Source organism: Pseudomonas sp. LAIL14HWK12:I10, from assembly GCF_900184205.1.
GTDB lineage: Bacteria > Pseudomonadota > Gammaproteobacteria > Pseudomonadales > Pseudomonadaceae > Aquipseudomonas > Aquipseudomonas kermanshahensis.
This window is the reverse complement of the sequence record NZ_FXWU01000018.1, coordinates 12,572-25,864: the sequence shown is the minus strand read 5'-3', so window position 1 is coordinate 25,864 and position 13,293 is coordinate 12,572. Positions and strand designations below refer to the sequence as shown.

General features: G+C 61.8%; 14 protein-coding genes and 3 tRNA genes. 5 read left to right on the top strand and 12 right to left on the bottom strand.

What is annotated here, in order from left to right:
• Positions 1-117 precede the first annotated feature (117 nt).
• On the bottom strand, positions 118-798 hold the full coding sequence (locus QOS90_RS25805; RefSeq protein ID WP_085274292.1) for an energy-coupling factor ABC transporter permease: 681 nt from the start codon (positions 796-798) through the stop codon (positions 118-120).
• Positions 799-1,057: 259 nt separating this feature from the next.
• Between QOS90_RS25805 and QOS90_RS25800 the strand changes: the two genes are divergently transcribed.
• The 3 genes from QOS90_RS25800 (at position 1,058) to QOS90_RS25790 (ending at position 3,373) form a co-directional block, all read left to right on the top strand.
• Entirely contained in the window at positions 1,058-1,687 is a 630-nt protein-coding gene (locus QOS90_RS25800; RefSeq protein ID WP_013970766.1) for a DUF1780 domain-containing protein, read from the top strand.
• 132 nt (positions 1,688-1,819) lie between these two features.
• Positions 1,820-1,993 (top strand): DUF3094 family protein, encoded by a 174-nt coding sequence (locus tag QOS90_RS25795; protein ID WP_013970765.1) that lies wholly within the window; start codon positions 1,820-1,822, stop codon positions 1,991-1,993.
• Between the two features lie 84 nt (positions 1,994-2,077).
• Positions 2,078-3,373, top strand: a complete 1,296-nt coding sequence (locus QOS90_RS25790) for an NAD(P)/FAD-dependent oxidoreductase (protein WP_027594562.1) — start codon at positions 2,078-2,080, stop codon at positions 3,371-3,373.
• A gap of 306 nt (positions 3,374-3,679) precedes the next feature.
• Here QOS90_RS25790 and QOS90_RS25785 read toward each other — a convergent pair.
• The 6 genes from QOS90_RS25785 to rluD all read right to left on the bottom strand — a co-directional run bounded on the left by QOS90_RS25785 (position 3,680) and on the right by rluD (position 8,768).
• A tRNA-Lys gene (locus QOS90_RS25785) sits at positions 3,680-3,755 on the bottom strand.
• 6 nt (positions 3,756-3,761) lie between these two features.
• A tRNA-Pro gene (locus QOS90_RS25780) sits at positions 3,762-3,838 on the bottom strand.
• A gap of 4 nt (positions 3,839-3,842) precedes the next feature.
• Positions 3,843-3,918, bottom strand: a tRNA-Asn gene (locus QOS90_RS25775).
• A 400-nt stretch (positions 3,919-4,318) separates the two neighbouring features.
• Entirely contained in the window at positions 4,319-6,883 is a 2,565-nt protein-coding gene (gene clpB / locus QOS90_RS25770; protein ID WP_027594563.1) for an ATP-dependent chaperone ClpB, read from the bottom strand.
• Positions 6,884-7,068: 185 nt separating this feature from the next.
• Positions 7,069-7,809 (bottom strand): peptidoglycan editing factor PgeF, encoded by a 741-nt coding sequence (gene pgeF, locus QOS90_RS25765; RefSeq protein ID WP_085274291.1) that lies wholly within the window; start codon positions 7,807-7,809, stop codon positions 7,069-7,071.
• Positions 7,806-8,768, bottom strand: coding sequence for a 23S rRNA pseudouridine(1911/1915/1917) synthase RluD (gene rluD, locus QOS90_RS25760; RefSeq protein ID WP_085274311.1), 963 nt, complete (start codon positions 8,766-8,768; stop codon positions 7,806-7,808). Before rluD ends, pgeF begins: the two co-directional genes overlap by 4 nt.
• 147 nt (positions 8,769-8,915) lie before the next feature.
• Between rluD and QOS90_RS25755 the strand changes: the two genes are divergently transcribed.
• Positions 8,916-9,935: an outer membrane protein assembly factor BamD gene (locus QOS90_RS25755; protein ID WP_085274290.1), complete on the top strand. Its 1,020-nt coding sequence runs from the start codon at positions 8,916-8,918 to the stop codon at positions 9,933-9,935.
• A 94-nt stretch (positions 9,936-10,029) separates the two neighbouring features.
• Positions 10,030-10,260 (top strand): PP0621 family protein, encoded by a 231-nt coding sequence (locus QOS90_RS25750; protein ID WP_027594567.1) that lies wholly within the window; start codon positions 10,030-10,032, stop codon positions 10,258-10,260.
• 129 nt (positions 10,261-10,389) lie between these two features.
• On the opposite strand, the gene thiO is transcribed toward QOS90_RS25750, so the two are convergent.
• From thiO to QOS90_RS25725, 5 genes are read right to left on the bottom strand one after another with little or no spacing between them, the layout of a single operon-like run.
• Positions 10,390-11,487 carry a glycine oxidase ThiO gene (thiO, locus tag QOS90_RS25745; RefSeq protein ID WP_085274289.1) on the bottom strand — a complete coding sequence of 366 codons (1,098 nt, stop codon included), beginning with the start codon at positions 11,485-11,487 and terminating at the stop codon, positions 10,390-10,392.
• 55 nt (positions 11,488-11,542) lie between these two features.
• The gene (locus QOS90_RS25740) at positions 11,543-11,932 is read right to left on the bottom strand and encodes a type IV pilin protein (protein ID WP_027594569.1); all 390 of its coding nucleotides are present in this window, start codon (positions 11,930-11,932) and stop codon (positions 11,543-11,545) included.
• A gap of 1 nt (position 11,933) precedes the next feature.
• On the bottom strand, positions 11,934-12,398 hold the full coding sequence (locus QOS90_RS25735; RefSeq protein ID WP_085274288.1) for a hypothetical protein: 465 nt from the start codon (positions 12,396-12,398) through the stop codon (positions 11,934-11,936).
• Complete coding sequence (locus QOS90_RS25730; protein ID WP_085274287.1) at positions 12,395-13,042, bottom strand: PilW family protein; 648 nt, start codon at positions 13,040-13,042, stop codon at positions 12,395-12,397. The genes QOS90_RS25735 and QOS90_RS25730 overlap by 4 nt, the downstream gene beginning before the upstream one ends.
• Entirely contained in the window at positions 13,039-13,245 is a 207-nt protein-coding gene (locus QOS90_RS25725; protein ID WP_085274286.1) for a prepilin-type N-terminal cleavage/methylation domain-containing protein, read from the bottom strand. The genes QOS90_RS25730 and QOS90_RS25725 overlap by 4 nt, the downstream gene beginning before the upstream one ends.
• Positions 13,246-13,293: the final 48 nt, after the last annotated feature.

The window sequence follows — 13,293 nt, the reverse complement described above, 5'->3', positions numbered from 1 at the left end:
CACATGATTTGCGCAGACTCAAAGGTTAGCGCCACACCAGTGGGAGCTGGCTTGCCGGCGATGAGGCCGGAACAAGCAACAGAAAGCCAGTTACTGCCACAGGGGGCCCACCACCACTCACTGGTCATCCTTCCACGGCGCCTGCAGGTACCGCGTGCGGTTGAACGTTTCCAGCCACTCCGGACAAAACACCACCAGCGCACTGATCACCATGCCGTTGATGAACGCCTCGGGGAACATCATCAGCCACAGGTAGCCCACAAAGTCACTCAGCCACTCCGGCATGGCAAAACGCCCGTCCAGCCACAAGATACCCAGCCCGGCCAACAGGCACACCAGCACCGTCAGCGCCGCCGGAAAGAACCCTGAACAAAAGATATACACGAACAGGTTACGCGGTTGCGCGCGTTCGACCGCGATGGCGCACAGCTCGGTAATCAGCACCGGCAAGCCAATCAACAGCAGGCCGTTCACACCAAGTGCCGCCAGGTCCTGACGCCCCAGCGCCAGCAACCCCAACTGAGCCATAAAGCCCCCCAGCACAGCCAGCGGCCAGTCCAGCAGCAGGGTCACAGCCGTCATGCCAATGAAGTGATACGACACGCCCGTATCGAAATCGCGCCTGACCAACCACAGGACAAACAGGCAGAACACCGTGCCAAACAGAAGGTGCTGGCGGCGCCGGTCGGTGAACAGCTCCACCCAGCGAGCGCGGCTGGCGGCCCAGAGCAACAGTGGCACGTAACCCAGCCAGCCCAACGTGAGGCTGGTGCCCGACAACACCTGTGCACTGATCACCGGACGAATACCCCTCTCTCCCTTGTGGATAAAGCTGAGTCTACACCCATTCTCCGTTTCCTCCGGCTGCTGTAGGCTGGCGCCTCCCCGCGCTTAACCTGGCCTGATCTGGCGGCCGCCCTTTCTGCATGCGGATGCTTCTGCCTGGGGTTTGGCGTGGTGCATCTGCTAGGTATCGTGCAGCAGTGGCCGGTGCTGAGCTGATTTCTACGCACAAACAGCATCTTACCGTCATCGATTAGCGACTAAGCTTGTCTGCATGGATGACTCAGACTACCTGCGCCTGCTTACCATCCAGGCCGAACAAGCCAATGCTTTTCTCTCCAATGCACGCAAATGGGAGCGTGAGCGTTGGGTATGCCAACGCCTGCTGCAAGGGTTGAACATTCCCTACCGCAGCGAGGACTTCACGCCAGCCGGCCAGGAGCCACCAGACGTGCTGTTCCGCGATGCGGCGTTCGAGGTGTTTTTCGTGCTGGACGAAGGCCGTCGCCTCAACGATGAGTGGCGCGAAGAACTGCAACGCCGGCGCAGTGCGTTTTCCCTGGCGCAACTGGTGCGCCGTGAAGCACGCCCGCGGCGTATCAGCGCGACTGAACTGCTGGGGCGGTTGGCCCCGACCTTGCGCAAGAAGGCGCACAACTACCGTGAACGTGGGCTGGAGCTGAACGAGCTGGACATCATCGCCTTCGCCAGCCTCAAGCGAGAAGTGCTCGACCTCAACACTCACTTCCCGCCGCCCACCGAATACCTGCGCCAGGGTTGGCGCTCGTTGTCACTGGTCGGGCCGACGTTCGCCAGGGTGTTGTTCGCCCACCCGGATGCGCCAGACTTCTTGCGCGGCAACCTGGGGCGCAGCATTGTGTTCGATGTGGGGATCAGTCTTTGATCCAGTGCCGAGAGTCTTTGCGATGGCGTACACTCGGCGCCAGAGATAGAAAGCATTATCATTTGTTTCAAGCGCTTGCCTGAACGCTGTAGCGTTTGCGCAGTCACAAACGTCTATCTGACGAGGCCCACCATGACCAGCCGCCTGAATCCAGAAGATCAGCGTCGTGTCGATGAGTATCTACGCGCCCCCCAGCACCAAGTCGAGCGCAGGCCCTTCCGGCCGTGGTTGCTCCTTGTACTGGTGGTGGCCGTGACCATTGGTCTGGGCCTCATAAGCCGCCTGTTGAGTGGACTGGTGCTATGAGCTGCCTTGCGCTCGCCCTCCCCTCGTGCAGTTTGCGGCCGGCCCCCAGGGCCACGAATTCCGTAAACCTTATGAGATATCCCCATGACTCATCGCATCGTGATTGTCGGCGGCGGCGCCGGCGGCCTGGAACTGGCGACCCGCCTGGGTAAAAGCCTGGGCAAGCGCAAGCAAGCCGACATCACCCTGGTCGACGCCAACCTGACGCACATCTGGAAGCCGCTGCTGCACGAAGTGGCAGCCGGCTCGCTGAACTCCTCGGAAGATGAACTGAACTACGTGGCCCAGGCCAAGTGGAACCACTTCAACTTCCAGCTGGGGCGCATGAGCGGCCTGGACCGTGAAGGCAAGCAGATCCAACTGGCCGCCACCCTCGATGAAGAGGGCCGCGAGCTGGTGCCTGCGCGCACGCTGAGCTACGACACGTTGGTCATCGCCGTGGGCAGCAACACCAACGACTTCGGCACCTTGGGCGCGGCGCAGCATTGCCTGTTCCTGGACACCCGCAAGCAGGCCGAGCGTTTCCACCAGCAACTGCTCAACCACTACCTGCGCGCGCACGCTGGTGATGTGGCCAGCGAACAAATCAGCGTGGCCATCGTCGGTGCCGGTGCCACTGGCGTAGAGCTGGCGGCCGAGCTGCACCACGCGGCGCACGAGCTGGCAGCCTATGGCCTGGACCGCATCCAGCCCAAGGACATGCACATCACTTTGATCGAGGCTGGCCCACGGGTTTTACCTGCGTTGCCCGAGCGCATCAGTGTGCCGGTGCACAAGACCCTGGAAAAACTGGGGGTGAAGGTGATGACCAATGCTGCGGTCAGCGAAGTGACCGAGGATGGCCTGAAAACCAAGGACGGCGAAGTGATCCAGGCCAGCCTTAAGGTGTGGGCGGCGGGTATCCGTGCGCCGGGGTTCCTCAAGGACATCGATGGGCTGGAAACCAACCGCATCAACCAGCTGGTGGTACGCCCTACCCTGCAGACCACGCGCGATGACAACATCTTCGCCTTCGGTGACTGCGCCGCATGCCCGCAACCGGGTAGCGACCGCAATGTGCCGCCACGGGCCCAGGCCGCACACCAGCAGGCTTCGATGCTGGCGCAAAGCCTGAAGGCGCGATTGGAGAACAAGGCGCTGCCGACTTATGAATACAAGGACTACGGTTCGTTGGTATCGCTGTCGCGCTTCTCGGCGGTGGGTAACCTGATGGGCAACCTGATGGGCAGCGTGAAGCTGGAGGGCTGGCTGGCGCGGATGTTCTATGTGTCGCTGTATCGCATGCATCAGATGGCGCTGTACGGGTTCTTCCGTACAGCGATGATGATGTTGGGTAGCAAGATTGGGCGCGGGACAGAGCCGCGGTTGAAGCTGCACTGACAGCTAAGCCCAGCCCCTCAGGCTGGGCTTTTTTGTGGCAGATCACCCAGCCCTTTGGGCTGCGGCAAGCGGCTACCAAAACCTGTGGGAGCCGGCTTGCCGGCGATGGAGGCGCCGCGGTGCATGGCACCGGCTTCGCCGGTGTTCGCGGGGCCCGCTCCCACAATGCGTCAATTTTTAGAAATTGCGCAAGACAGTTGCTCCCAAAGGGCCCCGCTTAAACAGAAACCTTAACGGGTGCTTTTTTCGTGGGTTAAATTCGAGGCAAAAGAAAAAGGGCATCTCAGTCGAGATGCCCTTTTTACATGGTGGGTCGTGTAGGATTCGAACCTACGACCAATTGGTTAAAAGCCAACTGCTCTACCAACTGAGCTAACGACCCTGAAAATGGTCGGGGTGAGGGGATTCGAACTCCTGACATCCTGCTCCCAAAGCAGGCGCGCTACCGGACTGCGCTACACCCCGAGATTGGCTCCGCGACCTGGACTCGAACCAGGGACCCAATGATTAACAGTCATTTGCTCTACCGACTGAGCTATCGCGGAACTGAACTTCGGTACATCTTTACTACTTCGAAGTCTGTGTTAGCTTCGATCTCTTCAGCTTCTCTGCTTTCGCTTTGTCGCTGCTGAGGCCGGCTATTCTACATTCTTCGTTTTGCTTGTCAACCACTTTTTTTCATTCAACTTACTGATTTCTAAGTTGTTTTGCTAACACCGATGTTCCTGGTGATTCGCTTAGTGCCTGACAACGCGGCGTATATTAGGGGCACTCGATTTTAGATGCAAGCAGAAATTTCAAAATTTTCAGCAAGTTATCAAAAAAACCTGCGAGGCCCCGATTTTACGGTGTTTGCCGGGCCTCTTCGCGGGCAAGCCCGCTCCTGCAGTGGCATCAGGGGCATAAAAAAGCCCCGCAGGTGCGGGGCTATTTTTTTCAGCTGGATCAGGCAAAGACGATTTCGTCGCCTTCCACCTTGGCAGTAATCGCCGACCCTGGCAGGAATTTGCCAGAGAGGATCAACTGCGCCAGCGGGTTTTCGATCCAGCGCTGGATCGCACGCTTCAGTGGCCGTGCGCCATACACCGGGTCGTAACCCACTGCGATCAGCTTGTCCAACGCCTCAGGGCTCAGGCTGAGCGACAGTTCACGTTCCAGCAGACGGCTGCGCAGGCGGCCCAGCTGGATTTCGGTGATGCCAGCGATCTGGTCGCGGCCCAGGGGCTCGAATACCACCACTTCGTCGATCCGGTTGATGAACTCCGGACGGAAGTGCGAACCCACCGCATCCATCACCGCAGCACGCTGCGCCTCACGGTCACCGACCAGTTCCTGGATCTGTGCAGAGCCCAGGTTGGAGGTCATCACGATCACGGTGTTGCGGAAGTCCACAGTACGGCCGTGGCTGTCCGTCAGCCGGCCATCCTCAAGCACCTGCAGCAACACGTTGAACACATCCGGGTGCGCCTTCTCCACCTCGTCGAGCAGCACCACCGAATAAGGCTTGCGCCGTACCGCTTCGGTCAGGTAACCGCCCTCCTCGTACCCTACATAGCCTGGTGGAGCGCCGATCAGACGAGCCACGGAATGTTTCTCCATGAACTCGGACATGTCGATGCGCACCATCGCCTCTTCCGTGTCGAACAGGAACTCGGCCAGGGCCTTGCACAGCTCGGTCTTACCCACACCGGTCGGGCCGAGGAACATGAACGACCCACTTGGCCGGTTCGGGTCGGACAACCCGGCGCGGGAGCGGCGTACTGCGTTGGCCACGGCGGTAACGGCTTCGTGCTGACCGATCACGCGCTGGTGCAGCAGCTCTTCCATCTTCAGCAGCTTTTCGCGCTCGCCTTCGAGCATCTTGGCAACCGGGATGCCGGTCCACTTGGACACTACTTCTGCAATTTCTTCTTCGGTGACCTTGTTACGCAGCAGCTGGTTTTCCGACTTGCCGTGCTGGTCGACCATCTGCAGGCTGCGCTCCAGGTCTGGGATCACCCCATACTGCAGCTCGGCCATGCGGCTCAGGTCGCCTTTGCGACGGGCGCTTTCAAGCTCTTGGCGGGCCTGCTCGATCTTTTGCTGGATCTGCGCCGAGCCCTGCACCTCAGCTTTCTCGGAAGCCCAGATCTCTTCGAGGTCGGAATACTCACGCTCCAGCCGCTCGATTTCCTCGTGCAGTTTTTCCAGGCGTTTTTTCGCGGCTTCGTCTTCTTCTTTCTTCAGCGCCTGGGATTCCACCTTCAGCTGAATCAGACGACGGTCCAGACGGTCGAGCACTTCAGGCTTGGAGTCGATCTCCATGCGAATGCGGCTGGCCGCTTCGTCGATCAGGTCGATGGCTTTGTCCGGCAGCTGGCGGTCAGTGATGTAGCGATGGCTGAGCTTGGCCGCCGCAATGATCGCGCCGTCGGTGATGGCCACCTTGTGGTGCACTTCGTAGCGCTCTTTCAGGCCGCGCAGGATGGCAATGGTGTCTTCCTCGCTCGGCTCTTCTACCAGTACCTTCTGGAAGCGACGCTCCAGGGCGGCGTCCTTTTCGATGAACTGCCGGTACTCGTTGAGCGTGGTGGCGCCAACGCAATGCAGTTCGCCACGGGCCAGGGCCGGTTTGAGCATGTTGCCCGCGTCCATGGCGCCCTCGCCTTTACCGGCGCCGACCATGGTGTGCAGTTCGTCGATGAACAGGATGATCTGGCCTTCCTGTTTGGACAGCTCGTTAAGCAGCGACTTCAGGCGCTCTTCGAACTCGCCGCGGTACTTGGCACCGGCGATCAGCGCCCCCATGTCCAGCGCCAGCAGGCGCTTGCCTTTGAGGCCATCGGGCACTTCGCCGTTGATGATGCGCTGGGCCAGGCCTTCGGCGATGGCGGTTTTACCCACGCCAGGCTCACCGATCAGCACCGGGTTGTTCTTCGTACGCCGTTGCAGCACCTGCACGGTACGGCGGATTTCGTCGTCGCGGCCGATCACCGGGTCCAGCTTGCCCTCTTCGGCACGCTTGGTCAGGTCGACCGTGTACTTGTCCAGAGCCTGGCGCGACTCTTCGGCGTTGGCGTCGTTGACTGCCGCGCCGCCACGCAGGTTATTGATGGCGTTTTCCAGGGCCTTCTTGGTCACGCCCTGGCTCAACAGCAGCTTGCCGAGCTTGCTGTTCTCGTCCATGGCGGCCAACAGCACCAGCTCGCTGGAGATGAACTGGTCACCCTTCTGCTGGGCCAGGCGATCGGCCTGGTTGAGCAGACGCGCCAGGTCCTGGGACATGTTCACGTCGCCCGTGGGGTTCTGGATTTTCGGCAGTTGGTCGAGTTCTTTCACCAGTGCCTGACGCAGGCTGTTGATGTCGAAGCCGACTTGCATCAGCAGCGGCTTGATCGACCCGCCCTGCTGTTCGATCAGGGCCTGCACCAGGTGCAGGGGCTCGATGGCAGGGTGGTCCATGCCTACGGCGAGGGACTGAGCGTCGGATATTGCTAATTGAAGCTTGCTGGTCAAACGGTCTATTCGCATGGGAGTACCTTCCTGTTAGGGCAGGTCGGAGCGATGGACAGCGCCTTTAATGAAGAAACCTGCCAGAGATGACCAATAGATATGGGTGATTCTGGAAGATTCAAGCGTAGCGGGGTTGACCGAGGTCAACCTGATGGATTAGTGGTGGCTGCGTTGAGGGCTTGCCCGCGTAGAGGCGTGATACGTCAGCGAGGGGCTAGCCAGACCAACGAGGCAAACCGCCCACCTTGAGGCGTGCGGCGATACGAGAAGAACCGCGAGTCGCTGACCGTGCAGAAACCACCGCCATACACCGCTGTCACGCCACGTGCCGCCAGGCGAATACGCGCCAGCGCATAAATGTCGGCCATCAGCTTGCCCGGCCGCTCACCGTCGACAAAGGCCTTGGCAGCCTCCGGGTGCACGGCAGTAAAGGCATCACGCACTTCCAGCCCCACTTCGAACGCCTGTGGGCCAATGGCCGGGCCCAGCCACACCAGCACGTCTTCAGGCGGCAGGGCCAAACGGTCGAGGGTCGCTTCCAGCACCCCGCCCGCCAACCCGCGCCAGCCAGCATGGGCTGCAGCCACGCGGGTACCCGCACGGTCACAGAACAGTGCGGGCAGGCAATCGGCAGTCATTACGGTGCAGGCGATACCGGGCTGATCAGTCCAGCTGGCGTCGGCCTCGGCCACCACGGCCGGCTCGGCATCCGCCACCACCAAGCCATGCACTTGCTTGAGCCAGGCAGGCTGGATAGCAAATTCATCGCTCAGACGGCGGCGGTTTTCGGCGACTGCGACTGGGTCATCACCCACGTGATCACCCAGGTTGAACGCTTCATAGGGCGGCAGGCTGACGCCGCCCTGACGCGTAGTGACACAAGCGCGAACCGAGGCCGGGGCCGGCCAGTCAGGAAACAGCAGCGCCTGCGTCAGACCGTTCATCCGATAAAGCTCTCGCGGTCTTCGTTCAGCAGTGTCAGCAACCAGAGGAAATCATCCGGCAACGGCGATTCCCACTTCATGATTTCACCGGTAATCGGGTGGGCCAGCGCGAGGAAACGCGCATGCAGCGCCTGACGCGGGAAGGTCTTGACCGCCTCGACCATGGTTGGGCTGGCAGCCGGCGGAATGCGGAAGCGCCCACCGTACGTCTGGTCGCCGACCAGTGGGAAGCCCACATGGGCCATGTGCACACGGATCTGGTGGGTACGGCCGGTTTCCAGCTTGACCCGCACGTGAGTGTGGGAGCGGAAGCGCTTGAGCACACGGTAGTGGCTGACCGCCGGCTTACCGCCGTCGGTTACCGCCATGCGCTGGCGCATGCCGCCGTGGCGACCGATCGGGGCGTCGATCTTGCCGCCGGAGGTCACCACACCAATCACGATGCACTCATAGATGCGGCTGACCTTGCGGCTTTGCATTTGCTCGACCAGCCGGGTCTGCGCCTGCAGGGTCTTGGCCACCACCATCAGACCGGTGGTGTCCTTGTCCAGACGGTGGACGATACCGGCGCGCGGCACGTTGATGATGTCTGGCACGTGGTGCAGCAAGGCATTGAGCAGGGTACCGCTGGCATGGCCGGCGGCCGGGTGCACAACCAGCCCGGCAGGCTTGTTAATCACCATGATATGGTCGTCTTCGTAGACGATATCCAGCTCGATGTCTTCTGCGATCCACTCGCCCTGGGCCTCTTGTTCGGCCTGTAGGGCAAGCAAAGAGCCACCATAGACGGTGTCTCGAGGGCGCACGACGGCACCATCGACCGTCAGGCGGCCCTCTTTGATCCACGTAGTAAGCCGCGAACGCGAGTACTCGGCGAACAATTGGGCGGCGACCTGGTCGAGGCGTTGACCGCCCAGATCGGACGGTACCTCTGCGCTAAGTTGAATGATCTCGGACATGCTCGATTCGGCGGGCGCACAGCCTTTGGTTTCGGCTGCGAGCTTGTGGTTAAATACGGCTTCTTTTGTCCCGGGGTTGGCCGGGGCGCTCATCATAACAGGACGGCACCGCCCAAGACAGCGGCCGTCAAAGGGACGCAAGCCGCCATGCAAGTGAAACACCTGCTGCTGATCGCCATCCTCGGGCTTACCGCGGCCTGTTCCTCTAACAAGGAAGTCATTGACGAGAACCTCAGCGAAGCCGAGCTGTACCAGCAGGCCCAGGCTGACCTGGACAATTCCAGCTACACCAGCGCCGTGAACAAGCTCAAGGCTCTGGAGTCGCGTTACCCGTTCGGCCGTTACGCCGACCAGGCGCAGCTCGAACTGATCTACGCCAACTACAAGAACACCGAGCCGGAGGCCGCCAAGTCCGCCGCCGAGCGTTTCATCCGCCTGCACCCGCAGCACCCGAACGTCGACTACGCCTACTACCTCAAGGGCCTGACGTCGTTCGACCAGGACCGTGGCCTGCTGGCGCGCTTCCTGCCGCTGGACATGACCAAGCGTGACCCAGGTGCCGCCCGTGACTCGTACAACGAATTCGCCCAGCTGACCAGCCGCTTCCCGAACAGCCGCTACGCGCCGGACGCCAAGCAGCGCATGATCTACCTGCGCAACCTGCTGGCCTCCTACGAGATCCACGTGGCCGACTACTACCTGGGCCGCCAGGCGTATGTGGCTGCCGCCAACCGTGGCCGCTACGTGATCGAGAACTTCCAGGAAACGCCATCGGTCGGTGACGGCCTGGCAATCATGGTCGAGGCGTACCAGAAGATGCACCTGGACGAACTGGCTGCCACCAGCCTGGAAACCCTCAAGCTCAACTACCCTGACCACCCGAGCCTGGTCGATGGCGAGTTCCAGCCCAAGCAGACCGAGTCTGACGGCCGTGGCTGGTTGTCCAAGGCGACCCTGGGCCTGATCGAAACCGACGCCCCGCTGCCGCCGGGCGAAACCCGCGCCAACCAGGACGTGGTCAAGCAGTTCCAGGACGCGCGCTCCGAGATGCCGCAAGAACTGTTGCCGAAAGACGAAAACGGCGACGTGATTCTGCCGCCCGGCCCGAAAGAAGCCGAGCAGGACCGCTCGTGGTTCAGCTACATGACCTTTGGTCTTTTCGACTGATTGATCGCAATACAAGAAAGGGAGGCCTTGGGCCTCCCTTTTTTATTGGCTGCGTCCTAGACTGTCGGCTTCTTCATTCGACAAGCTGGACACCATGGTTCGCCTACTTTTCTGGATCGCCCTGATCGCCGCCGCGTTCTGGCTGTGGCGCAAGTTCAAGATCAGCCAGCAATCCCACCCTGAGCCCAAACTCGACGACCCGCTGAAGATGGTGCGCTGCGCCCATTGTGGCGTGCACCTGCCTAATGACCGGGCGCTGCAGCTGGGCAAGGAGTGGTACTGCAGCCAGGCGCACCTTGAGCAGGGGCCTGGGCGGCAGGGATAAGCCTCAAACCCCATAGGCCCCATCGCCGGCAAGCCGGCTCCCACAGGGACTGCGCAGCGCTCAAGGCCAGCGCGGCACCTGTGGGAGCTGGCTTGCCAGCGAAAGGCCCGCAAAGCGGGCCCGGCTCTCTCAGCCCAAGCGCCCTGCCGGCGCATACGGCGCCGGGTCGATGATCGGCTCAGCCCCGGTCAGCAAATCGACGAACAGCTGGCAAGACGCGGGCGCCAGCACCAGCCCATTGCGGTAATGCCCGCAATTGAGCCACAACCCATCATGCCCAGGCACCGGCCCGATATACGGAATACCTTCCGGCGACCCCGGGCGCAGCCCTGCCCAATGCCCCACCACCGTGGCCTCTGCCAGTTCCGGCAGCAACTCGACCGCCGAAGCCTTGAGGCTTTCCAGCGCCTGCTCGGTCGGGGTCTTGTCGTATCCAGCATGCTCCAGCGTACTGCCCACCAGAATATGCCCGTCACGGCGCGGAATGGCGTAACGCCCCTTGGCCAGCACCATGCTCGGCAAAAAGTCCTCGGCACACTTGAACAGGATCATCTGGCCCTTCACCGGCTCTACCGGCAGTTCCAGGCCCAGCGTGCGCAGCAGGTCGCCGCTCCAGGCGCCTGCGCTCAGTACCACTTCATCGGCATCGATCACGCCATCCGCCGTCTGCACACCGGTAACGCGCTCATCCTCATGCCGGAAGCCTGTCACCTGGCAGTGCTCACGCAAGCTCACGTTTGGTAGCGCCAGCAATGCTGCCTTGAGCGACTTCACCAAGCGTGGATTACGCACGTTGGCCACCCCCGCCATGTAGATGGCGCGCTTGAAGCCAGGGCCCAGCACCGGTACGGCGTCATAGGCCGCCGAGATATCCACAGCACTGAGCGGGCGTCGCTCGCGCTCGGCCCAGGCCAATGCCTCGGCTTCATCATCCAGGTCCAACCAATACAACCCGGTGGTATGAACCTGAGGATCAATGCCCGTGGTAGCGAACAGGTGCTCGCCCAGTTGTGGATAAAAATCCTGGGACCAATGCGCCAAAGCGGTTACCGCCGGGCTGTAGCGCCATGGGTACAGCGGCGAGATGATACCGCCGCCGGCCCAGGACGACTCGCGGCCGACCTCCCCCTGATCGCAGATCACGACCTGCCCGACGCTCGCCGCCAGGTTGAATGCCGTCAGCAGGCCGATAACCCCGCCACCGACCACCACTACTTGCTTGCTCATCTGTCGATCCAAACACCTGAAGTAAAACCGCGATGCGCCGGGCATCATTAATTCTTCAGCTTCCCCAGCATCGCTCGCGTCCTTCCAGGCTGCCCGGGTTGCTCTGCACGCCGCTTTGGTCGAGCTGAAAATCACCACAGCGGTCATCGGCCATCAGGCCATTCGGCAGCCGCCTTGCGCTCAGCGTAAAGGTATCGCTGCTGCGCTGGGCCTGCAGGCTGTAATGACGGTTGGCAGTGGGCAAGGCCAGCTCGCCTTCGGCGTATTGGCCCGTGCGCACGCGGTGGCGCTCCAGGCGCAAGGCAGCGTCATGCAGCAGGCCAACCACTTCGCTGCGTGCGGCTCGCCGAAGCTGGTCGCTGTAACTGGGGTAGGCAATGGCTGCCAGAATGCCGGTCACGGCCACGACAATCAACAATTCGATCAGGGTCAGGCCTTGCTGCATGTCAGGGCTCCCCCAATCGTTGTCGCCAGAGGATGCGCCGCACCTCATCACCTGACAGGGCATACACCGCTTCAAGTACATGGCGCGACTCGGCCTGTCGGCTGACGGCAGTCACCCTGAACAAGGTGGCCTGTTGGCCCTCGGGCAAGTGGGCGACGCGGTCGCTTGTGCCAAGGTTTTGCACCTGAAAATAGCCGCTTTGGGTACCCTGCCAGCTTCCTTGCAAGTCGTGCGGGCGTTGTGGCGGCTGGCAGGGCTTGCACAGCGGGGGCGTAACCAGCTTTAGCTGGTCAACAGCCAGCAGCAGTGTCTGTTCGGCTTCCTCAAGTGCCTTGAGCCCATCACGCCAGTAGCCGGCCATGCGTGTTTCAACCAGCGCGTCTCGCAGCGCCGAGGCCGCGATCAGGCCAAGCAGCAAGCTCAGCACCAGCGCCAACAGCAACACCACACCGCGTTGGCGCTTCACGGTTCGGGCACCGGGTTACGCAGCGCCACACTCAGCGCATGCTGCTGTTCGATGCGCAGGGTGGGCTCGTACAGGGTCAGGTGCACATCTACCCGCCCGCCCTGCGGTGTTTCGACGAATGCCACGCGCATCTGGCGCACATGGTCGACCAGCGGTTGCGGAGTGCCTCGTCGCCGGAACTTCAACGTACCGTCCTCCAGCGCATACACGTGCCGGCTGATAGGGAACGCCAATAGCTGACCGCGGCTTTCAGCTCGGCCCTTGTACACATGGGCCTCGTCGGTGCAGTTGGTCAGCAGCGTCCAACCTGGAGCACCGCTATGCCCTGGCAGCTCGGCGACCACCAGGCTCAGGCTAGTGGGGCTCACGTGCAGCGGTCGGGCGAACGCCTGAAGTGCTTCCGGGTCGTTGAAATCGCCGGGCTGCAAGCGCAGGCAACCGAACATGCCGGCCATGCGAATATCCTGGGCCATGCGCTGCAAGGCCAGCCGGGCATCATCCTGCAGGCGTGCGGCCACACCTTGCAGCCGCCAGGTTTGATGGGCAGACACGAACAGCTGGCTAGCCGCTGCCAGCAGCCCCAAACCGATGGCGAGCGCCAGTACCCCTTCAAGCAGGCTGAAGCCGCCTTGTGCGCGCTTCACCGCTGCACCTTCCGCGCATCAGCTGCCCTGCTCCGCTCTAGCTGCGTGTGTTTCAACAAGGCGGCCTGCGCGTCGTGCCGAGCGCTGTCGGTTGCCTGCAGTGCGCGCACCTGCAGTGCAGCAGCGGCAAACAGGCCCACCGCCACGACCACCATGGCCAGCAGTACCTCGAGAAGCGTCATGCCCCCTTCCATCGTTCGCATCCCTGCGCCCCCTGCGACTTTTCCTGCAGCTGTTTAATCACTGGGCGA